Raw genomic sequence first — 25,745 nt, 5'->3', positions numbered from 1 at the left:
ATAATTACCGGGATGGCAGCAAAAGCTGTTTTGTTTTAGCGATTGCCTGTCAAATAGCCTTTGCTACCTGACATGACCGCATCGATATTTCTTAAAGGATTGATAAAGCAATCCTCCTTTCAAATAATAGATTCTGGGTTTATCTTATACGATAGCGGCAGATATTGCAAGAAGCAGATTTGTAGGTTTGCTGTAATGCGTGGGAAGTAAAATTCCTGGAAAATATTTTGATTTTGGTTTGACGTACCACTTAATGGATGGTAAAATATTACCAATAGAATATTACCTTTAAAGCGGTCCTGTGAGACTGTAAGGTAGACTTTTAGGTAACTTGTACTACAAGCCTTCTTTGCCATCTTGCAGGCACAGAAGGCTTTTTTATGTGATTAATAGGAGGTAGGACAATGGCAAAAGCAAACGTATCTCTGGGTGGCAGAGATATCCTTGATCTGGATTCACTTTCCATCGAGGAATATGAAATGATTCTGCAAACTGCGGCAGAAATGAAGAAAATCATGAAACGTGATATCAAAAAGGTGCCGTCACTGCGGGGAAAATCCATTATCAACCTTTTTTATGAACCAAGCACCAGAACAAGAACCTCATTTGAGCTGGCTGGAAAATATCTTGGCGCTGACGTAGTTAATATTACTACTGCCAGCTCCAGCGTTGTAAAAGGTGAATGCCTGCGCGATACTATTCTTACTGTACAATCTATGGCTTGTGACGCAATCGTTATGCGCCATCCGATCGAGGGTGCCGCTGCTTATGCTGCGGAGGTTGCTGATCCTGTTATCATCAACGCCGGTGACGGAGCGCATGCACATCCTTCTCAGGGACTTCTGGATATGTTTACCATTCGTGAACAGGGAAAAGATCTGAAGGGGTTAAAAATGGCGATTTTAGGTGACGTTCTGTATAGCCGCGTTGCCCGTACTAATATCGCTGCCTGGACTAAGATGGGGGCTGATGTACATGTAGCCGGACCAATGACTTTGCTGCCTCACGATATAGAAAGTCTGGGCGTAACCGTACACAAACGTGTTGAAGATGCTATCGAAGGTGCAGATGTTATTGATGTCCTGCGCATTCAGCTGGAACGTCAGAAAAAAGGACTGTTCCCGTCTCCGCGTGAATATGCACGAATCTTTGGCTTGAATGAAAAGCGTCTGGCGCTGGCAAAACCCGATGTTACTGTCCTGCATCCCGGGCCGATGAATCGCGGACTGGAAATTTCCTGGGAGGTCGGCTACTGCGATAACGCCGCTATTCGTGATGAAGTGCAAAATGGTGTAGCAGTACGTATGGCACTCTTATTCTTGACTTTGACGGGGGGTAAGCAAATTGAAAACATTGATTAAAAACGGTCGTGTCATCGATCCCAGCCAAAATATTGATGCCATTATGGATTTATTGGTGGAAGACGGTGTAATCAAAGAAGTTGCGGCGGAGATTAAAGCTGCTGCCGATGAAGTATATGATGCCGATGGGCTTATAGTGGCGCCTGGTTTGGTTGACGTGCATACACATTTGCGTGAACCGGGCCTGGAAGCTAAGGAAGATATCGTAACAGGTACAATGGCTGCGGCAGCCGGCGGTGTTACGACTATCGCCTGCATGCCGAATACCAAACCCGTTATTGATAACTCTATCATTGTTTCCGGTATTAAGGAACGTGCTGCACGTGAAGGCTATGTTAATGTAGAGGTTATCGGTGCTATCAGCAAAGGCGAGGAAGGTAAAGAGCTGGCTGAAATGATCGATATGTCTGAAAAAGGCGCGATGGCGTTCTCGGATGACGGGCACTTTGTCAACAGTCCGCGTCTGTTTACACTTGCCGCCAAATATATAGGTGCTTTTGATAAAGTTTTGATTTCCCATGCTATCGAACCGGAACTGGGACATGAAGGCTACATGCATGAAGGTGCTGTTTCCGCACGTATCGGAGTGCCCGGTATACCTGCAATAGCAGAAGATATTGCTGTTGCCCGCGACTGTCTTATTGCCGAATATACCGGCGCACATGTACATATTGCGCATGTTGCCAGTAAAGGCGCTGTTGATATCATTCGCGGCTTTAAGAAAAAAGGTGTCAATGTGACCTGTGAAGTTACAGTACATCATCTGACTTTAACTGACGAGGCCTGTGCTACTTACAGCAGTGCTACCAGGGTCTCGCCGCCGCTGCGCAGCATGGATCATGTAGAGGCTTTGCGCGCTGCAGTTAAAGATGGCACGGTAGATGCGATCGTCACTGACCACGCTCCGCATGCTCCTGAAGAAAAAGACGTTGAGTTCCGTTATGCTCCCTGCGGATTTACGGGTTTGGAAACATCCGTTGGTGTAGTTTTAACTGATCTTTATCATACAAACATCTTCACAATTAACGAAATTATTGGTAAAATGAGTACAGAACCTGCGAATATTTTTGCACTAAAAGCTGGAAGTTTAAAAGTTGGTTATCCGGCAGATGTAACTATTATCGACCTTAACAAAGAATGGACTGTTGATAATACGAAATTTTATACACGCGGCAAGGTAACTCCTTTCCAAGGAAAACATTGTAAAGGCAAAGCCGTAGCTACGATGGTAGCAGGTAAATTCGTAATGAGAGATGGTGAAGTATGCAAACGGTAGCAAGAAAAGGTAAATTGGTATTAAAAGACGGCAGTGTTTATGAAGGCGAGCTGTATGGTAAACGCAATGCGGTAGGTGAGGTTGTTTTCACTACCGGTATGAGCGGTTATCAGGAAACCTTAACTGATCCGTCGTTTTGCGGGCAGATTGTTGTTATGACTTATCCTTTAGTTGGAAATTATGGTACTAACGATCTTTTTAATCAGGGGCGAAAATCTTTTTTTCAGGGATATGTGATCAGTGAACTGTGTGATCATCCCAGCAACTGGCGCTGCGAAAAAACGCTGGAACAGTTTTTAGATGAACAGGATGTACCTGTACTGACAGGCGTGGATACGCGTGCGATTACCCGTAAACTTCGCAATTATGGTGTACTGCAGGGTGTTATCGTGCCGGCAGAAATGCCGCAGGAGGAAGTGGAAAAGCTGCTGGCTACACCAGAAGTACATGATCAGGTAGCTACAGTAACAACTCCTGAAATTTATACGCTTGGCAACGGCAAATATCATGTTGCGGTCATGGATTTTGGTATCAAACAAAATATTCTTGAATATCTGGCCAGTTTTGACTGCCATTTGACGGTTTTTCCTGCATATACTACAGCAGAGGAGATTTTGGCAGCACGGCCGGACGGTATTTTCTTAGCTAATGGCCCCGGAGATCCGAAGGATTTACAGCCGATCATTGAAGAAGTTAAAAAGCTGATCGGCAAGAAGCCTATTTTCGGCATCTGCTTAGGTCATCAAATTTTAGCTTTGGCTAATGGTGCTGATACCTTTAAAATGAAATTCGGGCATCGTGGCGTCAATCATCCGGTTAAAGACCTTTTGGAAAATAAGGTTCTGATCAGTTCACAAAACCATGGTTATGCTGTTGACGAAAAATCTTTAGCCGGTCTGAATGTGGAAATAACTAATATCTCACTGAATGATGGTACGATTGAAGGTTTGCGTTATCTTGACCATCCTTCTTTTGCAGTTCAGTATCATCCCGAGGCAAGCCCCGGACCAGGCGGCCATGAATATTTATTTAAACGTTTTGTAAAAATGATGGGAGGCCAAAACTGATGCCAAAGCTGCAAAATATCAAAAAAGTTCTTGTTATCGGTTCCGGCCCGATCATTATCGGTCAAGCTGCTGAGTTTGACTATGCCGGTACTCAGGCCTGCCGTTCTCTGAAAGAAGAAGGGCTGGAGGTCGTACTTGTCAACAGTAACCCGGCTACGATTATGACGGACGTGCATATTGCCGACCGTGTTTATATTGAGCCTGTTAATGTTGAATTTTTGGAAAGTGTTATTAAACGCGAGCGTCCTGATTCTTTGCTGGCAACTTTGGGTGGTCAGGTTGGACTGAATCTTGCAATAGATCTGGAGGAAAAAGGTATTCTGCGCGAATATAACGTGCAGCTTTTAGGTACTCAGATTTATAGTATCAAGAGAGCAGAAGATCGTGAGCTTTTCAAAGAAACGATGGAAAAAATCAATCAGCCGATTCCGGAAAGCGCTATCGTTGAAACGATGGCGGCAGCGAAGGAATTTGCCCGTAAAGTCGGGTTTCCTCTGATCGTTCGGCCAGCATATACTTTGGGCGGCACCGGCGGCGGTATCGCTGAAAGTGAAGATGAACTGGATGAAATCGTTAATAAAGGTCTGAAATACAGTCTTATTGGTCAGGCATTGATTGAACGCAGCGTAGCGGGCTGGAAAGAGATTGAATTTGAAGTGCTGCGTGACGCGGCTGATAACTGCATCACTGTCTGCTCAATGGAAAATCTTGATCCTGTAGGCGTACATACCGGCGATTCTATCGTTGCCGCTCCGGCGCAGACTCTGAGCGATCGCGAAGTACAGCTGCTGCGTCAGGCTTCTATTGATATAGTACGTGAATTGGGTGTGCGCGGCGGCTGTAATGTGCAGTTGGCATTGGATCCAAATTCTGAACGTTATTATGTAATCGAAGTAAATCCGCGTGTCAGCCGTTCTTCGGCTTTGGCTTCTAAAGCTACCGGTTACCCGATCGCAAAGGTTTCCAGTAAAATAGCTATCGGTTATAATCTGGACGAGATTCAAAATGCTGTAACGAAAAAGACAACTGCCTGCTTCGAGCCTTCTATTGATTATGTAGTACTGAAATTCCCGCGCTGGCCTTTTGATAAATTTGTTACAGCCGACCGTACATTAGGCACCCAAATGAAGGCTACCGGCGAAGTTATGGCTATCGAACGCACACTGGAAGCAGCAATGCTGAAAGCGATCCGTTCTTTGGAAATCGGTTTGACTCATCTGGAAATGCCGGAATTAAAAGAACTGAGTGATGAAGAAATTCGTGCTCGCATTTCTAAGATCGATGATGAACGTATCTTTGTTGTTGCCGAAGCACTTCGTCGAGGCGTAAGTCTGGAAGAGATCCATGAGATCACGATGATCGACAGATGGTTCCTGCAGAAAATATTGAATATCGTCAAGATGGAAACTGTTTTAAAAACTGAACCGATGACTAAGGAGATAATGCGTAAAGCTAAACGCATGGGCTTTGCCGATGTGGTTATTGGCGAATATATCGGTAAACAGATGATGGAAGTACGTGCTATGCGTAAGGACTGGGGCATTATCCCAACCTATAAAATGGTTGATACCTGTGCTGCCGAGTTTGAAGCTGAAACACCTTATTATTATTCTACCTATGCTGTTGAAGATGAAGTACGCGTCAGTGATAAAAAGAAGGTTGCTGTTTTAGGCAGCGGACCGATCCGTATCGGGCAAGGCGTAGAGTTTGACTATTGCTCTGTACATTCCGTATGGGCACTGAAAGAGCTTGGATATGAAACCATCATTATTAACAATAACCCGGAAACTGTAAGTACGGACTTTGATACTTCTGATCGTCTGTATTTTGAACCTTTGACAGTAGAAGATGTTTTGAATATTCTTGATAAAGAACAGCCTGAAGGCGTTATCGTACAGTTTGGCGGCCAAACGGCAATCAATCTGGCTGGACCGCTTGCAGATGCAGGCGTGAAAATACTTGGCTCCAGTGTTGACAGTATTGACAGAGCCGAAGATAGAGAACGTTTTGAACAGCTTTTGACAAACTGCAATATTCCGCGTCCGAAAGGGCATACTGTTTTTGATACGGCAGGCGCTTTAAAAGCTGCAGCTGATGTCGGATATCCGGTTATGGTTCGTCCGTCTTATGTTTTGGGCGGTCGCGCAATGGAAATAGTTTATAATGATGAAGAACTGAAACATTATATGTCCAGTGCTGTTAAGGCTTCACGCGAACATCCGGTACTGGTCGATCATTATCTGCAGGGTACAGAGGTCGAAGTCGATGCTATCTGCGACGGTAATGAAGTGCTGATTCCCGGTATTATGGAGCATATCGAACGTGCAGGTGTGCATTCCGGCGATTCTATCGCTGTTTATCCGCCGCGTAATCTGTCCGAGTCGGTTATCAAAACTATCATTGATTATACCAACCGTATGGCACTTGGACTGGAAGTAAAAGGCATGATCAACATCCAGTATATCGTACGGAATAATGAGGTTTATGTAATTGAAGTAAATCCGCGTTCTTCCCGTACAGTTCCTTTCCTGAGTAAGGTCACCAACGTGCCGATGATCAATGTAGCAACTAAAGCAGCTATGGGTCATTCGCTGCGTGAGCAGGGGTATAAACCAGGCTTGGGCTTCTTCCCGGACTATTATGCAGTTAAAGCCCCTGTGTTCTCCTTCAACAAAATGAGTAATGTCGATATTACATTAGGGCCTGAGATGAAATCTACAGGCGAAGTAATGTGCGTTGATTATCAGTACTCACGTGCTTTGTATAAAGCATGTATTGCTTCCGGTATCAATGTACCGCATGAAGGCTCGATACTGATCACTGTTGCTGATATGGATAAACCTGAAGCGGCAGAAATTGCGGCCGGTTTTGCCGATCTGGGCTATGAAATCATGGCTACCGGAGGTACAGCGGAATATCTGAAAGAAAAGGGTGTTAAGGTGACCGTAGCGACTAAAGTCAGCGAGGGCAGCCCCAACATTCTTGACGATATCAAAGAAGGCCGGATAAGTATGGTTATCAATACAACTAACCATGGTCGTGATGCTGAGCGTGACGGCTTTAAAATCAGACGTTCCACAGTAGAGCATGCCATTGCCTGCCTGACTTCTATGGACACAGCACGTGAACTGCAGCACGTTATGTCGGCAATGCGCCGCCGCCGTGTGGTCAGCATCGTTGCATTGCAGGATTTAGCCTGGGAGGGATAAGCCCGTGCCAAAAACTATTACGAACGCCACTGTTATTGGTCAGCGTGTTTTAAACGCTACTACAAAATTAATAGAAGTTTATGCTCCCGAGATCGCCAAAACGGCGGTCCCGGGACAATTCGTGAATGTGCAGGTCTGCAAGAATACGGCGCCGTTGCTTCGCCGTCCTTTTGGCGTTGCCGGAGTAAATGCGGATAATGGTACTTTCATTATGATATACCGCATTATTGGCGAGGCTACTCATATTCTGGCAGAAGTGTGCAGTGGAGATAAGCTGAGTATCGTAGGTCCTTTAGGCCATGGCTTCGCTATGGAGGCTGAACGTCCATTGCTGGTTGGTGGTGGTCTGGGACTGGCGCCGCTGCTGTATTTGGCAGAAGGATTCTGTGCGCAGAACAAGCCCATAGAGATTTTGATGGGAGGGCGTTCGGAAGAAGAACTGTTTTGGACAGATTTGTACGAAGATATTTGCCAAAATATCCATATTACGACAGATGACGGCAGTTGTGGTGTGCAGGGGACAGTAATTGCTCTTTTGCCGCAGCTTTTAGACAGCGGTAAATATGACTGCGTCTATGTCTGCGGGCCTGTGCCGATGATGAAAGCTGTAGCTGAAGTTGCTGCCGAAAAAAATATAAAATGTCAGGTTTCTTTGGAAAAGTATATGGCCTGCGGTCTTGGCGCTTGCTTGTCCTGTTCGTGCAGTGGTATAGGCAAGCGGCTTAAGGTTTGTACCGACGGCCCGGTATTTTGGGCCGAGGAGGTGGGCGAATGGTAAAAGCATTGTATGATGGACGGTTGGCGACAAATATTGCCGGCTTGAAAATGAAAACACCGATTACCACAGCTTCCGGTACTTTTGGCTTTGGACTGGAATTTACCGACTTTCTTGATCTTGAAAAAGTAGGGGCTGTTACTGTTAAAGGTACCTCCTTAGAACCGCAGCCGGGGAATAAGGGACAGCGTGCTGTTGAAACTCCGTCAGGGATGCTCAACAGTATCGGACTTGAAAATCCTGGTGTGGATTATTTTTTGGAAACAACGTTGCCGCAACTGCGTCAGTATGACGTACCGGTAATAGTTAATATTTATGCCCATTCCTATGAAGATTACGGCAAGGTTGCCAAAAAACTGGATGTAGAAGGCGTTGACGCTTTAGAAATAAATATTTCCTGCCCAAATGTCAAAGAAGGAGGCCTGGTTTTTGGTACCTGCCCTGACAGTGCAGCTGAAGTAGTTAAAGCGGTAAAAAGCAATACGTCTAAAATGGTGATTACCAAGCTTTCACCCAACGTGACCGATATCGTAGCCATGGCCCAGGCTGTAGAAGCGGCGGGAACTGACGCTATTTCACTGATCAACACCTTGATTGGTATGAAAATAGATATTGACAGGCAAAAGCCGGTTTTAGGCAATGTTATAGGCGGACTTAGCGGTCCGGCTGTACGTCCTGTTGCAGTGCGGATGTGTTATCAGGTTGCTCAGAACGTACATGTGCCTATTATCGGTATGGGCGGCATTATGACAGCAGAAGATGCGATAGAATTTTTTCTGGCAGGTGCCAGCGCAGTTGCTGTAGGAACTGTTAATTTTACCAATCCTTGTATTGCAGAAACTATTTCACATGGTATTTTGGAATATATGGATAAGCATGGCATTAAAAAACTTAAAGATATGATCGGTTTGGCGTTGCCAGAAGGTAAGATCCATCTGAAACGCGCTGTAAAACGTTAAGGGGGTGGCAGGATGAATCATGACGATCGTTTGATCGTAGCTTTGGATTTCCCCACAATGGAACAGGCTAAAGCAGTAGTATTGGAATTAGGAGATAATGTCAGCCATTATAAGGTTGGTATGGAGCTTTATTATGCTGCGGGAAGTGAAATGATACGCTTCCTCAAAGGTCATAATAAGCAGGTGTTTCTTGACTTAAAATTACAGGACATTCCCAATACCGTTGCAGGTGCTTTGGCGGTTCTTACTGGTTTAGGTGCAGATATGATGAATGTACATGCCGTAGGCGGTAAAAAGATGATGCAGGCAGCTGTTAAATCTGTGCGTGAAGCTGCTGCAAAATTGGGACGCCCGGCGCCGAAACTGATTGCTGTTACTATTTTGACCAGTATGGATGATGAGCAGTTTGGTGATCTTAATTATAAGAACACTATTGCAGAGCAGGTTATTGCTTTGGCAAAGCTGGCACAGGAAGCTGGCATGGATGGTGTCGTTGCCTCGCCACAGGAAGCTGCAGGTATTCGAAGTGCCTGTGGTCCCGAGTTTTTGATCGTTACGCCCGGTGTACGTCCGGCTGGTGCGTCTATAGATGACCAAAGCCGTATCGCTACTCCTGCCGGAGCATTTAAAAATGGTTCCAGCCATATCGTAGTAGGGCGTCCTATTACTAAAGCAGAAGATAAAATTGCTGCGGCACAAAGTATCGTAGCAGAAATCAGAGGTGTTTGATATGTTGCAAGAAAAAGAAGTAATGCAGCTTTTAGAAGAAACTGAAGCCGTGCTTCACGGACATTTTTTGTTGACCAGTGGTTTGCACAGCCCTATGTATGTAGAAAAATTCAATGTGCTGCAGCATCCTAAATACACAGAAAAGCTTTGTCAGGAGTTGGCTGAACGTTATGCTGCTGATAATGTAGAATTGGTAGTAGGTCCAATGACAGGCGGTATCCTGCTGGCGCACGAAGTTGGTAAAGCGCTTGATACCCGTGCTATTTTTACCGAACGCGAAAATGGTAAAATGACTTTAAAACGCGGTTTTGAGATTCCCAAAGGAACTCGTGTACTGATCGTTGAAGATATCGTTACAACTGGCGGCAGTGTTATGGAAGTTCTGGATGTTGTTAAAGAACATGGCGGCATTCCGGTCGGTATTGGGCTTTTGGTTGACCGCAGCGGCGGTAAAGTTGATTTTGGTATTCGTACTGAAGCTTTACTGCATCTTGATGTACCAACATTTAAAGAAGAGGACTGCCCACTTTGTAAAGAAGGTAAGCCTTTTACTAAACGTGGTCGTACCGGAAAATAAATTGTACAGTGTTGATAGTATAAAAATAAAGTCCGATCGCTTATAATAAAGTGATCGGACTTTATTTTTATATGATTTTTGTTATAATAGAGAATGCGTGTAAAAGGGGGAAAAAAGATGCATATTGTAATCAGAGATCATATTTTAGAAGGAGATAATCTTGATGAACTTGCCGCCTGCTTGCTAAGATGGATGCCGCCTTTAGTGCCGTGGATGCTTGATCTGCAAAATGAAGTAAAAGAGCAGGCGGATGAATATGGAAGTGAAGGCAAGGCACTGTTAGCTATTGTCAAAGCTAATCCTGATAAATATAAAATAGACTATCAAAGTAAGGACAGTCCTTTTTTATAATTAGTAACCAAGGGAGGTCAGGCATTACAGCTGACTTCCCTTGGTTTTATTTTAGACATATTAAAATAAAAAAGCTGCAGACATCGTCTGCAGCTTACTTTTGCGTGGCAGGGGCAGTAGGAATCGAACCCACAACCAACGGTTTTGGAGACCGCTACTCTACCAGTTGAGCTATACCCCTAAAATGGAGCGGAAAACGAGATTCGAACTCGCGACCCCCTCCTTGGCAAGGAGGTGCTCTACCACTGAGCTATTTCCGCAAATGGCGACCCGGATGGGACTCGAACCCACGACCTCCGCCGTGACAGGGCGGCATTCTAACCAACTGAACCACCGGGCCATTTGTCAGTAGTCCTGACAGATATAAATAATACCATAAAACCATGAATGATGCAAGGATTTTCTGTAATTTTACTAAATTACTTTTCAGCGGCTTTGCAAAATAACCGTTTTAGCGTATAATCATAAGTAATATCAACGATAGTACTGTTTCGTTGAATAACCAAAGTAAATAAGGAGGATGTATCATGCTCAAAACCCCAGATTGGGCTGCAGGAGCCAAATATCTGCGTGAACATGCGCCTGAGCTGATCCCATTGATCGATAGGTTTCCTGTGTGTGAATTGAAACCTGAGCCAAAGGAGAAGTATTTCGGGACATTAGTTACAGGTATTGTTTCACAGCAGTTACCACCTGATGTCAGTCTGCAATTACTGGAAAAACTAGGAAAATTTTTAGGAAATCCACTGCAGCCACAGGCGGTAGTGGAAGTTTCCATTGAAGCCTTGTGCGAACAGGGACTGGTAAAACAGAAAGCCGAATATTTGAAAAGTTTTGCTGAAGCAGCTGTTGCAGGTCAGGTAACTATAGAAAAATTTTCTGAAATGACTGATGCTGAAATAACTAAGCAGCTTGTCCAAATTCGCGGTTTAGGGCAGTGGACTATTGAAATGTTTTTATTGCTTGCCTTGTGCAGGACTGATGTAGTTCCTTCGGCAGATTTTATTTTTAAAAAAGAACTGAAAGAGTTGAAGGGGTTAGATGATATACCCAAACGTGGGCAAATAACTACGCTTACAGAAACATGGCGTCCATGGCGTTCTTTGGGGGTTTGGTATTTGTGGCAGGAAGCAGCATTTAAAGAACAAAATAAAAAAAACATTAAATGAAACAAATGACTCCTGCACCTATGTGTTGGAGTCATTTGTTTTTTGAAAATTAAATATTCATCATCAAAAGCTATGATAGAATATAAATAATAAGAATTGTGAATCCGCTTGTTTAAACAGCAGAAATTTAATTTTATTTTTGTAATTAAGCTAATTTGAATCATGATAATGAAAGTGCTAAATTATAAATTGTAAAATACAGAAAGGACTGATCAAAATGCAAACAAAAAGTATTTTGGCAAAAACAGCAGTAGTCATAAGCCTGTGTGCTTTATGCAGCAGTGTATTTGCGGCTCCAACCAGTAAAGGTCTTACAAAAAGTGAAGAGCTTTATCCTCAGGGCTGGACTGTAGGAGACCAGATAAAGTTTAAAAAAGGTACAACGGCCAGTCTTAATGATAATGGAGCTGTTATCAGCGGTGTACTGGCAAGTGATACCTATTTGCGTCCACAAGGGTGGCAGCGTATTATTAACGATTATTATTTTGTTTCTGCATATACTAACCGCAGCCCGTTTTTCCCGCGTTATTACAGATATTGGAACAATAACAGTACCTACAATATAGCACTTTCCAGTTATGGGCATATCCGTTATAAAGGCGGTACAGCTGTGACCTTCAGCGAACAGGGAACGGTACTTAATGGCACTATAGCTGATGAAACAACTGTTGGCCTTGGTTCAGAAAAATATGGGTTTATAGCCTTTAAAAGCGGCACCATCCTTGATTTTTATAATGATGGTGCAGTAAAAAAGGGGACTTTGGCAGAAGATACTAAACTGCGACCCGTTGGCTGGCAAAATAATGCCGTAGATATGGAGAATGCAGGTTTTGTTGAATTTAAAGGAAAAAGCATAGTCAGCTTTACTCCAGACGGTGAAGTAACAAACTGTACAGTAAAAGAGCCTTTAAAATGGAAAGACAATGGTGTAGAAATTGAATTGCCGGGTGGTTCAATAATCAACTTTACTGAACAGGGTGCGGCAATAGTTAAAGAATAAAAAAGATAAAAATAACAGTAGAATTTAAAATTCTACTGTTATTTTTTTGACTTTTACTGAAAGTTTGTTTAAATAGCTGCCATTATCATTGGTAACCCAATGATTTCTGATTGAAGTCATATAAAGATCGCTGACCGCCTGCAGGTTATTATCCTGTAAATACTGGTAGAGCATAGTGACATGTGGTTTACCGTACGAACAATAAATACCTTCAAAGTAAATTGTTGCATATGATCCTGCAGATTTAAGAAAAAAGTAAGGCGAATCAAAAGGCTGAGAAAATGATTGGTAAAAATACTTGGTATGGGGCCGTTTACCAGCTATAAAAGCAGTCTTATCAAGTATATAACCCGAAACATGATTGTTAAAAGTAACATAATCAGCCAAAGTTGATAAATGCTGAGCCGAGATTTTTGTTCTGATTTTTAAATCAGCATTCTGCGGAACCGGATCGCTTAAAAAAAGATATTCTTCGGCTTCTGCTGTTAAATGAACCGATTCTACAGGTAAAGATTCAGTATTTTCTAAGAAGTTGATTCTGTCATTAAGCTCACTGCGCATTTTTTGAAGATTAAGCAAAAGCTGATCTAATATATTGGCATGTTTGGCAAGTAAGTTTTTGTAATTAGATGTAGATTTATTATTAAGATACTCACCAATTTCCGGTAAAGATATATCTAATTTTCGTAACGCCAAGATGATCTCTAAGGAAAAGAATTGTCGTCGGGCATAATAACGGTAACCGTTATTATCAATAAACTCTGGTTTGATCAGGCCAAGCCTGTCATAAAAAAGCAAGGTTTTGCGATGAATATTACACAAGGAAGCCAGTTCTCCTGTTGTAAATAAATTTTTTTTATTTTTTTCCATAAATTTTCACCAACCTCTTGACTGTCTAATGACTATACATAGTATTATATCACACATAGTAGTAAAATGAATTTAATATTAAGTACTGGTAATCTATAACGAGTAAAAGTTAGTGAGAATCTAACACGGTCCCGCCGCTGTATTAGCAGTGATTAAAACTGCTTGAGTCAGAATTTACCAGCAACTCTATGTCTGCGAGAGACAGTATAGGGAAGATATGACAGTAAATTTTGTCTGTATCCTCCTTATCTGTTTTCAGAGAAGGAGGAGTTTCTATTTTTACGACTATATTTAAAGAAGGGTATCAATGAATTAAAATTTGAAAGGAAGTTGAATTTGATGAAGCAAAGCTTAGGAAAAAATACTCTGATGATCGCATTGATAACTGGCAGTGTCATCTGGGGGGGCACATCAGGGTATGCAGAAGAACCGGAACAGGTTTTCACACTTGATCCAATGATAGTAACAGCACAAGGTTTTGAAACGAAGGATCTAGATACACCGGCTGCGGTAGAAGTATATGATGTTAAACGAATAGAAGAAAGTGGAGCTAATAACGCATTTGACGTGTTACAGAATACCTTAGGAGTTACTGTACAGTCACAGGGATTTAACGGCGCAGCTATGGGTACGATGACGAGTAAAATAATGATTCGTGGAGCCCAGGTAGGAACTTTGGTTTTACTTAATGGAGTTCCTATGAATATGGATGGTAAATATAACCTTGAAGATATTCCCAGTGGCGCAATTGAGAAAATTGAGATCGTAAGAGGTGGTGGTTCTGTATTATATGGAAGTGAAGCAACAGGAGGGGTAATAAATATTATTACCAAAAAAAGGATAAATAACAAAGTTAAATTTTCTGCTGGAAATTTTGGAAAAGAGCGTTATGATATTTCTTTAGGTGCCGATAAATTCAGTGTTGTTGCGGGACTGGAAAATCGTGGAAAAGCTGATGGTATAAGCAGTCTTGCTGACGGTAAAACTACAGGTAGTATTTTTGATTATGGTAAAGGGGAGCGCAAAAGTGTTATGTGGAATTACCAGATAACAGATGGACTGATTTTTACTCATAATTATTCTAAAAATGAACACCGCTATATGCAGAAAGATGCTGTTAGCAAAAAATATACTGAGTTGAGAGATTATTATGATACAGACAATAACTTTTTGGTAAGTTATGATAAAGATGGTTGGAAAGCACATGTGTCGTATGGAACTCAGGAAAAAACTTATGATAAGATTTCACCTTCAGGAAACGGTTGGAAAAATCCTACTCTTAATAGTTGGCGAAAAGGTCATAATACGAATTTGAATATACAGAAAAAATTTGATATTGGGCAAAATTCTTTATTAGTTGGTGCTGGATTCCAAAAAGAAGATATGGATTTACGTGGTACTTCAAATAGTATGAGTTATGATAGGAATAATTATTCTTTATACCTTTCATATGATATGAGCATAGATGAAAAGCAAAATTTGCTTTTTAATATGCGTGAAACTTGGGCAGTAGGTTCCAAGGCAACAGAAACCAAAAAAGATGGTACTAAGGTTACAACTGAAAATGAGGATTTAAGTAAATTTACACCGGAAGTACAATATCTTTACAAAGTTAATGAAAACAGCAGTTTTTATGCCAAAGCAGGAAAATCTTTCAGAATGCCAAATTTAACACAGATATATGGAACTTCTAATATTTTGCCTACAACAGATCTTAAGCCTGAGCAAGGGACTCATTATGAAATCGGTTATAAATTAAATGAAAATAAAAGATCATGGAGAGTTGCATTATATAGTTATGACATAAAAGATTATTTAAAAGCTGCTCGTGACAAAAATGATGACATTTATTATGTTAATCAAGATTTCCGCAATACTGGTATTGAATTGTCATGTACTACTGTCCATGATAAAAATTGGAGCAGTAATATTGGCTTAACATATAGCAAGCCTCAGGCAAGAAATGAAGAAGAATATGGAGATTTAGGCTGGCATGACTGTTATGGACGTTATCAGATCAATGGTACTCTTAATTACAACAAAAATAAATTTAACGGAATGTTATCAGGAAATTTTGTAGGACATAGAATTTCTAATACTGCTACCGAAAGAAATATTAAACCACAGTTTTTTACAGACCTTGATTTATCATACAAACCTGAGGATAATCACAAAATATTTTTCCATTTAAATAATATTTTGGATAGAATTGATATTACAACTAACGGTGATACTAACTATCACAATCTTGGCAGAAACTTTATGCTTGGATATGAATATAGCTTCTAAAACTTAATTTAATCAGGAGAGATAAATGCGCAGTTTTATTTTAGTCATAATTATGATATTAGGAATAACGGGATGTAGTTTTGACAAAACTGTTTCAGTTACTGAAAAAACAGAAGTTAAAACTCAGTATCAGGTGGTTGATGACAAAGGTAATATTTTATATTTTACAGATACGCCTAAGAGAATCTATGCCACAACGCTCAGCCTTGAAGAAATTCTCACTGATTTGGTTCCATTAGAGAGGATTGCAGCCATTTCAGAACCTGCTGCTGATCCTAAAATATCGTTGATTGCAGATAAAGCTGCGCAGATTCCTCTAAAATTACCGCAAAAGGTAAGTGCAGAGCAAATTCTTGCTATTAAACCTGATCTTGTTATAGTGCAGGAAAATTCAAACACTGCATTTATCCAGTCCTTAAAAGATGTTGGACTTAAGGTCTATATTACAAAAATCCCGACTACGCTGGATATGGTACGAAAAAGAATCATAAAATTATCAGAAGCTGTGAATGAAAAGAAACAGGGAAGTATAGTTATTAAAGAACTTGACAAAAAAACAACGTTTGTAAAAGAAGTGACTGATACGATACCAGTCAGTGATAAAAAGATATTGATGGGCTATTCACTGCTGGGTGTTTTTGGAAGTGCAGAAGGCTTGTTCAACGATATTTGCATCAATGCCGGTGTAACTAATGGAGCTGCTTTGGCGTGCCTTGTCCGTGGAGAACACCTGAGTAAGGAAAAAATAGTAGAAGTCGATCCTGACGTTTTGATGTTCTCTGATTATAGTTCAACGCAGGAAGGCGATACAGTGCTTTTCAGGAAAGAAGTTTTATCAGATCCGGCATTGCAAAGTATCAAAGCCATAAAAAATAATAACATAATTATTATTAAAGACCGTTATAGATATGCTGCCTCGCAGTATATCGGTGATGGAATCTTAGATATTGCTCAAAAAACATATCCAGAATATTTTAAGAAGAATAAAAAATAAAAGCGTGACATAAATTTATGTCACGCTTTTATTACCGTTAAATGTTCAAATATCAAGACCGGCAAGATAACTGCCAACTCTGTCCTGTAATTTTTGGATTACCTGCTCGCGCACGATACTGTAAACATCTGGATTAAGAGTTATGGTATTAGTACCGGTAAACAGCTTGAAATCAGACGTTGAAAAATCAATGAATAAAATCTGTTTAAAGTTCTTTTTTGTTTCCAGGTAAAGTGCCGCAAAATTATATTCAATCAAGCCGTTTTTTTGAGTACAGACTCCAAGGCTGATATTACCCATTTTGTCAGAACAGGTATTGAATTTAAACAGAGTAAGCTTAGAATCATTTTCAGGCAAATTTTTTAAAGCGTTAATAGTAGCTTGCGCTAAAAGCAGAGCGTTGTTTTGCAGTAAGCCGTTGATGATTTCCAAGATAGCCTTGTCAGCTGTAAAACTTTCCCCGTGTATTTTATATTGCCAGAAAGCAGTGTTTTGGCTTACCCAGCCTAAATTAAGCAGTACTTCTGAAAATTTACTGTACCAGCCTTTAACGTCATAACGGCCAGCTGCATCTTTAGTATAAGCTTTGTCTGCCGCCAGCTGAGCCAATAAAGTTGAATTCAAAACATCACTCTTTTGCTGTTCGGTTAAATCAGCAGCAAAACTTTGCAGCATTCTGTTGTTTATGCAGGCAGCAGAATCAATGACAGAGTTCGTATCAGAAGACCGTTTTGAATGAAGCTCAGGCAGCTCTAAAGCTTCTATATAATGACGAGAAGCCCTTAGGAATGCTTCTTTAAAAATGGAATCGCTGATAAAATCGGACATAGACAAGCCTCCTCTAATTGAAAATGGAAAACTTAATATAACTACTTATAAAATACAGCTAATCAGATAAAAAGTCAATTAAATAATATAAAGATATAAATAGTAACTATTATTGACTGGTGACTGAGAACCGTTTATAATATACTACATGTGCAAGATAATTCAACATCATAAAATATTTAAGGAAACTGGCGGTGATACAAAGACAGAACAACAAACAAAGCTGGTGCGCAAGTTACTGGTGAAGTTTGCCGATTATGGCTTGACAGATATTGCAGCAGCTAGGTTTATTGCGGCTTGCCGAGATAAAAAAAGGTAGCATTAAAATTTATATAAACAAAAATTAAGGAGTGTTGTAAACGATGAAAAAAGAAATTATGACCTTTATTTTGACGATTGTCATGGCTCTGGGTATTTGCGGCGCAGTATCGGCAGCCGAAGCCGGTAATGTTGTGGGGTATGTAAACGTCCAGCAGGTATTTCAAAGCTATCCCGATATCAAAACGACCATGAGCGCTGTTGACCTGGAACGCCAAAAAGCGCAGCAGGAATTTGAAAGTAAGTCTGCCTCTTTAGATAACAGTGGTAAACAGGCCCTGGGAGAAAAACTTTCACAGCAGATTGCCAAACGTGAACAGGATCTTATGGGACCGATTCAGAAAAAAGTGCAAAAAGCTATTGCCACAGTTGCAAAACGCGCCGGTATCAGCAGTGTAGTTGACAGCAGTGCAATGCTGTATGGCGGTAAAGATTTGACCAGTGATGTGATTGCTGAAGTTGCAAAATAAATAGATATTGATATTATCAGGTGACGCAGGTTTTAATAGAGAAGCTGAGTGTAAAGCCTACACGATTCCGTCTCTGTCGAAGCAATGTTTTGTACGGATCGAAATAGGCGACATCGAAAAAACAATTTATTTTAATTTGGCAATGCCTGCAGCCAGAGTGCATATTAACAGGGAAACATGTGCCGGCATCAACGGCTGGGCTTATTTTATGCAAAGCATATTCAGCCAGATGAAACAGTTTATTTATTTAAAAATGACAGGTAGAATTTTGTATAAAAACTAGCCGCTGGAAGATATGGCTGTAAGCGGGCCGTACAGAAGCAGTTTTGATGAAATACTGATATTAGATTTATACAATTTAGTTTTGTATAAATTAAATTGTATTAGAAAATATTTAAAAAAAATAAAAAAGAATATTGTATACATTCAGAAAAAACAGGTTGACATATGTAAAAGTAAGTTATATGATTTAAACATATCGAGAAAATAGTAATGCTTATCATGTGGTAATCGTAAAATGAGAAGCGGTGCAATTCCGCTGCGCTCCCGGCGCTGTAAGGGGTTTTAGCCCTAAGCCAGCAATCAGCCTGATAGTCTAGCTACTGCGAGCGACAGAGAGTTAGAAAAACTGGTATACGCTTGTTATGCAAGTTTTTCTGCCCCTCTGCTTTTAGCAGAGGGGCAGTTCTTATTTCCTGCAGGTTCAGTCATAGCCTGCAAACTCCACTCAACTCAGACCTTTGAGCGTGGTGCCGCTGGGGTGGCGGCATCCATGCTTGCGGTCACGGTACTGGAGTGATAAATGACATGTTCATTGAAAACAAAAAATGAAAATTTGGAACTGGGTACTTGTGGGATCAATGATCCGTGGTTTTATAGGGAAGTCCGGTGTGAATCCGGCGCTGTCACGCAACTGTATTAGGGAGCTTCAGCATTGCAGTCCTTTCACAAAGGGATGTTGAAGTGATGATCTTGAGTCAGAGTGCTGACTGGTTCTATCTTTTGAACAGCCTGCGTAGACAGACTGGGAGAAAATTTTGCAGAGATATTTAAGTTTGGCGTTTTGCCAGACAAATATTTCTGCGGACGCTATGATTATGCGCTGAAACCAGCAGCGCGGAAATTTTAGTATTTTCGACCAGAAAAGCGGAGCAGGCTGTTTTGTAAAAAAAACAGACGCTGCACTTTCACCGAATGGACTGGTAGAAAATGCGGCGTTATTTTTTACAAAAGTGGGAGGATGGATTTGCATGAGAAATGAAAGAAACAGCTTGCGGCAAGCTGCCATAACAGCGGGCATTTTAGCTGCTTTGGGCGTTTGTACATTAGGGGGGGACCAGCCGAGGGTATGGGCGGCAGAGCCTTCTAACAATACAGCGCAAGCCGAAGCTAAAACAGCAGCTGCGCAGGGTGTCCAAGCTGCAGCAGATGAAACTGAGAATGATGGTATGTCTTTTGATTTGGAGGGCGTAACGGTTGAGGCGAAGCGGCCTGACTGGGAAGCAAAATTGTCGCCTGGCACGGTAACGGTTATTCGTCCCGATGACTACAAAGGCGAGCAGAAAGACCTGCCCGATCTGTTGAAAATGGTTCCCGGCGTACATGTACGTGAGTTGAACGGTAAAGGGCAGTATACAACAGTCAGCGTACGTGGTTCTACTGCGGCGCAGGTCGGTGTTTTTGTCGACGGCGTGCTGTTTAATCTGGGCGGCGACGCGGCGGCAGATATTTCTACTATTCCTGTACATAATGTTGAACGGATCGAGGTCTACCGCGGCTATATACCGGCACGTTTTGGCGGTACCTTTATGGGCGGCGTTATCAACGTCGTCACCAAACGACCTACCAAAGCTAACGTGCAGGCCAGCTTCGGCAAAAGCTCCTTCGGCGGCTATAAAGGTAATTTACAGATCGACGCTCCTCTGGGCGGAGGCGCTTTGATGGTTGGCATCAATCGCGACCAGAGTGAAGGCGATTTTAAATATAAGAATTTTGATAATGACAGAACCTACAAAGAGCGTTTGCAATATTATTATAAAGATTTGGAAAATACCACTGATAGAATAAATAAGCAAATTAGCTACGATGTTGGCTTTGGAATGGAAAAACCTAGCTTGGGTAATGTTACATCAATTGATGAGATGGTAACAAGGTGTGCTCCGGGCGGCGATATTTATGAAGTTTTTTGGCAACAGGATCCTGATGACTATGGTGGAAAAGATGTTATGGAGCATGATTGGGAGTTTTATTATGCCAAATATGCTGATCCTAATTACAAAGAAAATTTATATAAAAGCGATCAATACCAATTAGACAAACTTGAAAGTGCTGAACGCTGGCGTAAGGCTAATGATTATAAAAACACCGATGCCATTATCAAATGGCAGGATGATCACTGGCTGGCCAAAGCTACCTGGAAAAATATCAGACGGCATCTACCGCATCCTATTGATAAAAATTATGCCCCGCTTTGGACTGTGGATCAGGATTGGGCAGTAAATATGCCTTACGGCAAGCCTAATATGTATTATTTTCGTAATCAGGAGTTAACGGCGAAGGAATTGCTTTTAGGCCGACGCGATACTGTCGGTAATTTGGAATGGGGCTGGAGTATCAACTATTTAAAGCAGGATAAAGATTATTATATTGATGATTGGCAGAATTTGGAAAAGGTACTTGAAGCAACAAGCGGTTTAAATACTCTGAAGGCTAACACCTTATGGAGCAAATATGACAGCCGCCGCCTGGGTGCGAAGATAGACGGCAGCTATAAAGCCGGCAACAGGCACTTGATAGAGTTTCTGGTCGATGCCTCTAAAGAAAAAATGGATATTGACGGCTGGAAAATGTTTGACTTTGAACATGCTAACGAAGATACCCGCAGCAGGTGGCGTAATTATTATGAGCAGGAGATCATTAATGCGCAGATCCAGGACACGATCACATTAAATAAAAAAGGCGATTTTTGGCTGACGCCCAGCATTCGTTATAATCGTTCTAAGATTTTAGGGCGTAGCGACCGTTATGACGAAAAGAATGACCCGCAGCATATCAAATGGCTGGGGCAAACGGATGAACAGACGGATGATAAGGTGACCTGGCAGCTGGCACTGAAAAAACAGTTTAATGATCACTTTACGCTGCGGGCGACAGGCGGCACTTACTACCGGCTGCTCAATATGTACGAGATCGCCGGCGACGGTGCCGGTATTCTGCCGATGCCCAATGTAGGCGGGTCTGCCAGTGTCTTTCCTATGCCGGAGGAAGGCAAGCAGTGGGATATCAGTGCCATTTGGGATGGCAAGTGGCTGGGTGCCGATACAGCTAAGTTCCAGATAACTTATTTTGGGCGCGATTCCAAACGACTGCTGCAATTATCTTCCTGGAATAGTTTTTTCTTTGTTTACAATAATGCTGCCAGCGGTAAAGTCAATGGCGTTGAGCTGCAGGCAGATCTGTCGTGGCAGAAATGGGACGTCAATCTACAGGCCACATATACCGATCCTTCCAATGTTTTATACGACCTGAGTGCGATACCTGGGCAGCAAGAGTGGAATAAAGATGGAAAAATTGAAGGCGTTATGACCTATCAGCCAAAATGGGAAGGTACGGCCCGTTTTACCTATCGCCCAGATAAAAATTGGAGCCTGTTTACACAAATGCGTCACGTAGGCAAGGTAACTACAGATGCGATTCCTTTAACTACAGGAGCACTTCCGTGGCAATCGTCTTTGACGACTATGGATGTAGGCGTAAAGTATAAGATAAATAAATCCTTACAGGTGGCAGTGGGGTGTAATGATGTTTTGAATAAGGCTAATGATATGTATTTAAGAACTACTTATAGTGAAATGAGAAATATCTTATATCCGATTCAAGGGCGCACTTATTATGCGACTTTGCAATATACTTACTAAAATACCAGGCAGCAGTATGCCGAGGAGGTGATGCCCATGGGCTAAGGCAGAGTTTTATAAATGGATATAGGTAATATTATTAAAATATTTTAAAATTAAAGGAGCGTGTAAAAAATGAGTGAAAATCTATTTGCCTATACAGCTACAAATTCCGGTTATTCCGAAGGTACTGCAGGTGCTATCAATGGTGAACGTGCTGCGGCTGCCACTGCTTTGTCTGCTGTAAAAAATAAAATGACAGGTTTGAATGGTGATCCGGCTTTCTTTAATTTTTTTGATAGAAACAGCAGCCGTCTGGTGCTACGCCAATATAATTATACTTCTACTTCTGAACCTAATCAGATCATTGACCCGCAAGCTGCGACCTGGTCTTCTTTGGTTACGCCTATAGTTTGGTCTGGTGTTGCCAACCTGCATGGCGTAGCTACCAGCGGTAGATGGCTTTTTGGTACCGGTTATGACCTTTCCAAAATCTCTGTGGTTGATATGGATAACAATTATTCTCAAACTCGTGAATATGCCTTTCCGGCAGATTTCCCTGCTTTTGCCAATCCTTATGCTGACGGCGTTTTCCACGGTGAGGCGTTGACTGTAGTTGGCAGTAAATTGTATGCTTTGTTCTATGTCAATAAAGGCAGTGGTTATGCTACTTATTACGACAGTGTTGTGGCAAGATTTGCTATTAGCGCAAGAGGAACATTAACTTATGATAATGCTTATGTAACAGTCGGTAAAAATTCCTTTACACTTGATTTGTATGATAATAAGCTATATGTCTGCTCGTTGGGCGGAATGCAGAATGCTGGCAGCGGCAATGCCGATACCAATCTGTGCATTGTTGACTTGGCGAACTTCACTCAAGGCGGCGTTACCAAAGTAACACTTTCTAACCCTACTCAAAAAGGCGACTTCCGAGACATTTCTATTCTGGATGCTAATAATGTTTATATTTTCGCAGGTCATTATGACAGCGGCTTTGCTAAACTGGTAGGCAGCGTTTACCACACTACCATTGCTGATATCACTGCTCCGGCTAACTGGACAGAAGTCGTAGCAGTTAATGATCCGGGCTATTTGTGGGGCATCCATGCTGACGGCAGCCGCCTGTGGTTTGTTAAAGGTACTCCGATCGCTGTTTATGACGGAACTCCCACTACTGCAGTAACAGCAAGCAGAACCTTCAGCATTACCGAGATGAGCGATTATACTGGCGGTAACCTCAACTCCGCCTGCTTTATTGCTCCTTCTATTCCTGCCACCCGCGGTCTGAATCTGGCTGTTGCTTCCAAGTCTTTGGCCTCCCATATCCGCTTGGCCAAAGAAGCCCGCGAACTGGCTGAAAAAGCAAAGAAATAATCAAATTTTTATCAATTTAAAATTAGTGTTTCTGACAAGCGTGTCCGCATTGCCTTTCCAAAAGGGAAGGATGTGCGGCTGCTTGTTATATTTGCTTACGGCATAGTATTTGTGCGGTAAGCAAATATATATGAATAAAGTATGAGTGGAGTGAATTTTGGTGTATAAATTTTTGACAGTGATTTTGTTAAGTTGGTTGTGGATTTTGCCAGCTGCTGCCGCCGAACCGCAGGAAGAACAGGCCGTAGACCCATGGGCTTTTGAACTTTCTGTACAGCCTAAAAAGACTGAGGCAGAACTGGAGGCAGAACGTTGGACCCTGCTGATGAGCAGCGAGACCGGCAATTATTTGTTTGAGTATGACAGTATCAAGCCTGTCGAAGACGCAGAGGGAAATAAAAGCAAAAATGAAAGACAGGTTTTGATGCGTACTGTTTTTAAAGATACTAAAGTTTTAGAACAGTTGAATAAAAACTATGCGGCTAAGCTGGAAACAGGTGAACAAGCAGCTTATTGCGATATGCTGCTTGTTTTTGACCTGCGCAAACAGCTTTATAAAACTGTGCAGACTAAGGTTTATACTGGGGAAGGAAGAATTATTGATGAACGCAGCGGCGCGGGTATATGGAAAAAAGTCCCCGGGCAGAGTTTTGCCGATACTTTGTTGAAATTTTTATTGAAAAATGATAAGCATAACTAGAATAAGGAGCGGTGAGAAGCGTATGAAATTTATTGCGGCAGTTATTTTCAGTTTAAGTGTTTTAATAGCAGCGCAGGGCTTCGCTGCCGAGGAAAGCGGCGCGGAGAAATGAGCTGCTATTTCAGTTGATTTGTACGTTTAAAGGGGGCGTGGGCAATGAAGGTTTTTGTTAATCCGGGGCATGACCCGAACGTTGACAGCGGTGCTGTGAACATTGATTATGATGTACGTGAGGCTGATGTTACCAAACAGGCCGGAGCTTTGCTGGAACGCGGTTTAAAAAGAGCGGGGCATGAGGTGATGTTGCTGCAGAGTGATGATCTGGATGCTGTGGTGGCTGCTGCTAACGACTGGCCGGCTGATATTTTTGTTTCACTGCATTGCAATGCTTCGCCGGGCCGCAATGCCCGCGGTACAGAAACTTTATATTACAGCGAGCAGGGCCGACTTTTGGGTGAGGCTGTGCAGAAGAAGATTTTGAGCAAGGTGCCGACGATAGACCGTGGCTGCAAAGAGCGCCAGGGGCTGTATGTGCTGCGCCGGACTGTTATGACGGCTATTTTGGTGGAGCTGGCTTTTATTGATAATAATGATGATCTGGAGCTTTTGGAAAATGATATGCCGGCTTTTGCAGGGGCTATTGCCGCCGGTATCGACGAGTATTTCAGGCAGGCGGAAATATGATGAACGATAAAGAATTTGCAAAGGCCCAAGCTTCGATCATGAATAAAAAGACTAAACTGGTTCAGCTGAAGGATGAGAGGGCCGAAGCTTGTAAAAAAAATCAATGAGATAGAGCAGGAGATTGCTAAAACAGAAAATGAGCTGCTGGAGGAAGAAAATAAGTTTATTCTTTTATGCGGACAGAAGTCGCAGCTTATGCGCGAGCGTGCTTTGCAGGTTGGCGCAGAAATAGAGCAGGCGATCAAGCCGCAGCAGCCGGTTGATAAGCTGACGATTTTGTTTTTAGCGGCTAATCCACAGGATACTCAGAAGCTGGCTTTAGACCAGGAGGTCAGGTCGATAACTGAAGCTATCCGCAAGTCGGAAGGACGTGACGGGATCGAGTTTTTTAGCCGCTGGGCGGTACAATCGCTGGATATTTTGCAGGCGATCAATGAAACTGATCCGGAGATCATTCATTTTTCGGGGCATGGTTCTGAAAAGGGAGAAATCGTTTTGGATGACGGTAGCGGTAATATAGCTATGGTTTCTAAAGAGGCGATGGCTGCTGCTGTAGCTTCAGCGTCTAAAAAGGTGAGGATGATTTTTTTTAACGCCTGTTTTTCGCAGAAGGAAGCTCAGGCTGTTGTCGATAAGGTTGAGGCTGCTATTGGGATGAATACCGAGATCGGTGACGAGGCCGCAATAGTTTTTGCGGCGCAGTTTTATTCCAGTATCGGGTTTGGTAAGAATTTGCAGCAGGCTTTTGATCAGGCTAAGGCGGCATTGCTGTTAAAGGGGATTGCAGAAGAGCATACACCGGTTTTATATGTAAGAAAAGGTTTGCTGGCTCAGGATAATGGTTGA

At 42.1% G+C, this 25,745-nt stretch carries 21 protein-coding genes, 3 tRNA genes and 3 riboswitches; of the genes, 19 read left to right on the top strand and 5 right to left on the bottom strand.

Annotated features, from left to right (window positions below):
* Positions 1-404 precede the first annotated feature (404 nt).
* The 9 genes from PFJ30894_RS09360 to PFJ30894_RS09320 all read left to right on the top strand — a co-directional run bounded on the left by PFJ30894_RS09360 (position 405) and on the right by PFJ30894_RS09320 (position 10,304).
* Positions 405-1,361, top strand: coding sequence for an aspartate carbamoyltransferase catalytic subunit (locus PFJ30894_RS09360; RefSeq protein ID WP_021716938.1), 957 nt, complete (start codon positions 405-407; stop codon positions 1,359-1,361).
* Positions 1,345-2,637 carry a dihydroorotase gene (locus PFJ30894_RS09355; protein ID WP_021716937.1) on the top strand — a complete coding sequence of 431 codons (1,293 nt, stop codon included), beginning with the start codon at positions 1,345-1,347 and terminating at the stop codon, positions 2,635-2,637. Before PFJ30894_RS09360 ends, PFJ30894_RS09355 begins: the two co-directional genes overlap by 17 nt.
* A complete protein-coding gene (gene carA / locus PFJ30894_RS09350; RefSeq protein WP_125669664.1) occupies positions 2,625-3,704 on the top strand; it encodes a glutamine-hydrolyzing carbamoyl-phosphate synthase small subunit in 1,080 nt (359 codons plus the stop codon). The genes PFJ30894_RS09355 and carA overlap by 13 nt, the downstream gene beginning before the upstream one ends.
* Positions 3,704-6,913, top strand: coding sequence for a carbamoyl-phosphate synthase large subunit (carB, locus tag PFJ30894_RS09345; protein ID WP_125669663.1), 3,210 nt, complete (start codon positions 3,704-3,706; stop codon positions 6,911-6,913). The genes carA and carB overlap by 1 nt, the downstream gene beginning before the upstream one ends.
* 4 nt (positions 6,914-6,917) lie before the next feature.
* Positions 6,918-7,691 (top strand): dihydroorotate dehydrogenase electron transfer subunit, encoded by a 774-nt coding sequence (locus PFJ30894_RS09340; protein ID WP_125669662.1) that lies wholly within the window; start codon positions 6,918-6,920, stop codon positions 7,689-7,691.
* The gene (locus PFJ30894_RS09335; protein ID WP_021716933.1) at positions 7,685-8,647 is read left to right on the top strand and encodes a dihydroorotate dehydrogenase; all 963 of its coding nucleotides are present in this window, start codon (positions 7,685-7,687) and stop codon (positions 8,645-8,647) included. The genes PFJ30894_RS09340 and PFJ30894_RS09335 overlap by 7 nt, the downstream gene beginning before the upstream one ends.
* A gap of 12 nt (positions 8,648-8,659) precedes the next feature.
* On the top strand, positions 8,660-9,376 hold the full coding sequence (gene pyrF / locus PFJ30894_RS09330; RefSeq protein ID WP_046430808.1) for an orotidine-5'-phosphate decarboxylase: 717 nt from the start codon (positions 8,660-8,662) through the stop codon (positions 9,374-9,376).
* A gap of 1 nt (position 9,377) precedes the next feature.
* The gene (gene pyrE, locus PFJ30894_RS09325) at positions 9,378-9,953 is read left to right on the top strand and encodes an orotate phosphoribosyltransferase (protein ID WP_021716931.1); all 576 of its coding nucleotides are present in this window, start codon (positions 9,378-9,380) and stop codon (positions 9,951-9,953) included.
* 117 nt (positions 9,954-10,070) lie between these two features.
* The gene (locus tag PFJ30894_RS09320; RefSeq protein WP_021716930.1) at positions 10,071-10,304 is read left to right on the top strand and encodes a hypothetical protein; all 234 of its coding nucleotides are present in this window, start codon (positions 10,071-10,073) and stop codon (positions 10,302-10,304) included.
* 105 nt (positions 10,305-10,409) lie between these two features.
* Here the strand turns inward: PFJ30894_RS09320 and PFJ30894_RS09315 are convergent.
* The 3 genes from PFJ30894_RS09315 to PFJ30894_RS09305 form a co-directional block, all read right to left on the bottom strand.
* A tRNA-Trp gene (locus tag PFJ30894_RS09315) sits at positions 10,410-10,485 on the bottom strand.
* Positions 10,486-10,489: 4 nt separating this feature from the next.
* Positions 10,490-10,564: transfer RNA gene (locus PFJ30894_RS09310), tRNA-Gly, on the bottom strand.
* 3 nt (positions 10,565-10,567) lie between these two features.
* A tRNA-Asp gene (locus PFJ30894_RS09305) sits at positions 10,568-10,644 on the bottom strand.
* Between the two features lie 187 nt (positions 10,645-10,831).
* On the opposite strand from PFJ30894_RS09305, the gene PFJ30894_RS09300 reads away from it, so the two are divergent.
* Positions 10,832-11,473: a DNA-3-methyladenine glycosylase family protein gene (locus PFJ30894_RS09300; RefSeq protein WP_125669661.1), complete on the top strand. Its 642-nt coding sequence runs from the start codon at positions 10,832-10,834 to the stop codon at positions 11,471-11,473.
* Positions 11,474-11,690: 217 nt separating this feature from the next.
* On the top strand, positions 11,691-12,473 hold the full coding sequence (locus PFJ30894_RS09295) for a hypothetical protein (RefSeq protein ID WP_125669660.1): 783 nt from the start codon (positions 11,691-11,693) through the stop codon (positions 12,471-12,473).
* Positions 12,474-12,497: 24 nt separating this feature from the next.
* Here PFJ30894_RS09295 and PFJ30894_RS09290 read toward each other — a convergent pair whose 3' ends face one another.
* Entirely contained in the window at positions 12,498-13,343 is an 846-nt protein-coding gene (locus PFJ30894_RS09290) for a MerR family DNA-binding transcriptional regulator (RefSeq protein ID WP_125669659.1), read from the bottom strand.
* 69 nt (positions 13,344-13,412) lie between these two features.
* Positions 13,413-13,539, top strand: a riboswitch (cobalamin riboswitch).
* A gap of 143 nt (positions 13,540-13,682) precedes the next feature.
* Here PFJ30894_RS09290 and PFJ30894_RS12055 point away from each other — a divergent pair.
* Positions 13,683-15,632 carry a TonB-dependent receptor plug domain-containing protein gene (locus PFJ30894_RS12055; protein ID WP_125669658.1) on the top strand — a complete coding sequence of 650 codons (1,950 nt, stop codon included), beginning with the start codon at positions 13,683-13,685 and terminating at the stop codon, positions 15,630-15,632.
* 25 nt (positions 15,633-15,657) lie between these two features.
* Complete coding sequence (locus tag PFJ30894_RS09280) at positions 15,658-16,626, top strand: ABC transporter substrate-binding protein (RefSeq protein WP_125669657.1); 969 nt, start codon at positions 15,658-15,660, stop codon at positions 16,624-16,626.
* A gap of 45 nt (positions 16,627-16,671) precedes the next feature.
* Here PFJ30894_RS09280 and PFJ30894_RS09275 read toward each other — a convergent pair whose 3' ends face one another.
* Complete coding sequence (locus tag PFJ30894_RS09275; RefSeq protein WP_125669656.1) at positions 16,672-17,454, bottom strand: hypothetical protein; 783 nt, start codon at positions 17,452-17,454, stop codon at positions 16,672-16,674.
* Positions 17,455-17,816: 362 nt separating this feature from the next.
* Here PFJ30894_RS09275 and PFJ30894_RS09270 point away from each other — a divergent pair, with 362 nt between their 5' ends.
* From PFJ30894_RS09270 to PFJ30894_RS09245, 6 genes are all read left to right on the top strand, one after another.
* Positions 17,817-18,242, top strand: coding sequence for an OmpH family outer membrane protein (locus tag PFJ30894_RS09270; RefSeq protein ID WP_125669655.1), 426 nt, complete (start codon positions 17,817-17,819; stop codon positions 18,240-18,242).
* Between the two features lie 484 nt (positions 18,243-18,726).
* Positions 18,727-18,847, top strand: a riboswitch (cobalamin riboswitch).
* A gap of 221 nt (positions 18,848-19,068) precedes the next feature.
* A riboswitch (cobalamin riboswitch) is annotated at positions 19,069-19,249 on the top strand.
* Positions 19,250-19,690: 441 nt separating this feature from the next.
* Positions 19,691-22,159: a TonB-dependent receptor gene (locus tag PFJ30894_RS09265; RefSeq protein WP_370841244.1), complete on the top strand. Its 2,469-nt coding sequence runs from the start codon at positions 19,691-19,693 to the stop codon at positions 22,157-22,159.
* A gap of 114 nt (positions 22,160-22,273) precedes the next feature.
* Complete coding sequence (locus PFJ30894_RS09260; protein WP_125669654.1) at positions 22,274-23,515, top strand: hypothetical protein; 1,242 nt, start codon at positions 22,274-22,276, stop codon at positions 23,513-23,515.
* 160 nt (positions 23,516-23,675) lie between these two features.
* Positions 23,676-24,215, top strand: a complete 540-nt coding sequence (locus PFJ30894_RS09255; protein WP_125669653.1) for a hypothetical protein — start codon at positions 23,676-23,678, stop codon at positions 24,213-24,215.
* 156 nt (positions 24,216-24,371) lie between these two features.
* Positions 24,372-24,899, top strand: coding sequence for an N-acetylmuramoyl-L-alanine amidase family protein (locus tag PFJ30894_RS09250; protein ID WP_021717183.1), 528 nt, complete (start codon positions 24,372-24,374; stop codon positions 24,897-24,899).
* 72 nt (positions 24,900-24,971) lie between these two features.
* The gene (locus PFJ30894_RS09245; protein ID WP_125669652.1) at positions 24,972-25,745 is read left to right on the top strand and encodes a CHAT domain-containing protein; all 774 of its coding nucleotides are present in this window, start codon (positions 24,972-24,974) and stop codon (positions 25,743-25,745) included.

It is taken from the genome of Phascolarctobacterium faecium (genome assembly GCF_003945365.1).
Lineage (GTDB): Bacteria > Bacillota > Negativicutes > Acidaminococcales > Acidaminococcaceae > Phascolarctobacterium > Phascolarctobacterium faecium.
The sequence above is the reverse complement of the archived record's forward strand: the minus strand, read 5'-3'. Positions and strand labels throughout refer to the sequence as shown.

What these genes read in the sequence shown, in the direction of transcription:
- pyrF (WP_046430808.1), top strand. Translation starts at nt 8,660, where the DNA reads ATGAATCATGACGATCGTTTGATCGTAGCTTTGGATTTCCCCACAATG.
- PFJ30894_RS09270 (WP_125669655.1), top strand. Translation starts at nt 17,817, where the DNA reads ATGAAAAAAGAAATTATGACCTTTATTTTGACGATTGTCATGGCTCTG.
- carA (WP_125669664.1), top strand. Translation starts at nt 2,625, where the DNA reads ATGCAAACGGTAGCAAGAAAAGGTAAATTGGTATTAAAAGACGGCAGT.
- PFJ30894_RS09300 (WP_125669661.1), top strand. Translation starts at nt 10,832, where the DNA reads ATGCTCAAAACCCCAGATTGGGCTGCAGGAGCCAAATATCTGCGTGAA.
- PFJ30894_RS09265 (WP_370841244.1), top strand. Translation starts at nt 19,691, where the DNA reads ATGTCTTTTGATTTGGAGGGCGTAACGGTTGAGGCGAAGCGGCCTGAC.
- PFJ30894_RS09320 (WP_021716930.1), top strand. Translation starts at nt 10,071, where the DNA reads ATGCATATTGTAATCAGAGATCATATTTTAGAAGGAGATAATCTTGAT.
- pyrE (WP_021716931.1), top strand. Translation starts at nt 9,378, where the DNA reads ATGTTGCAAGAAAAAGAAGTAATGCAGCTTTTAGAAGAAACTGAAGCC.
- PFJ30894_RS09260 (WP_125669654.1), top strand. Translation starts at nt 22,274, where the DNA reads ATGAGTGAAAATCTATTTGCCTATACAGCTACAAATTCCGGTTATTCC.
- PFJ30894_RS09280 (WP_125669657.1), top strand. Translation starts at nt 15,658, where the DNA reads ATGCGCAGTTTTATTTTAGTCATAATTATGATATTAGGAATAACGGGA.
- PFJ30894_RS09250 (WP_021717183.1), top strand. Translation starts at nt 24,372, where the DNA reads ATGAAGGTTTTTGTTAATCCGGGGCATGACCCGAACGTTGACAGCGGT.
- PFJ30894_RS09335 (WP_021716933.1), top strand. Translation starts at nt 7,685, where the DNA reads ATGGTAAAAGCATTGTATGATGGACGGTTGGCGACAAATATTGCCGGC.
- PFJ30894_RS09245 (WP_125669652.1), top strand. Translation starts at nt 24,972, where the DNA reads ATGAGAGGGCCGAAGCTTGTAAAAAAAATCAATGAGATAGAGCAGGAG.
- carB (WP_125669663.1), top strand. Translation starts at nt 3,704, where the DNA reads ATGCCAAAGCTGCAAAATATCAAAAAAGTTCTTGTTATCGGTTCCGGC.
- PFJ30894_RS09295 (WP_125669660.1), top strand. Translation starts at nt 11,691, where the DNA reads ATGCAAACAAAAAGTATTTTGGCAAAAACAGCAGTAGTCATAAGCCTG.
- PFJ30894_RS09290 (WP_125669659.1), bottom strand. Translation starts at nt 13,343, where the DNA reads ATGGAAAAAAATAAAAAAAATTTATTTACAACAGGAGAACTGGCTTCC.
- PFJ30894_RS09360 (WP_021716938.1), top strand. Translation starts at nt 405, where the DNA reads ATGGCAAAAGCAAACGTATCTCTGGGTGGCAGAGATATCCTTGATCTG.
- PFJ30894_RS09275 (WP_125669656.1), bottom strand. Translation starts at nt 17,454, where the DNA reads ATGTCCGATTTTATCAGCGATTCCATTTTTAAAGAAGCATTCCTAAGG.
- PFJ30894_RS12055 (WP_125669658.1), top strand. Translation starts at nt 13,683, where the DNA reads ATGAAGCAAAGCTTAGGAAAAAATACTCTGATGATCGCATTGATAACT.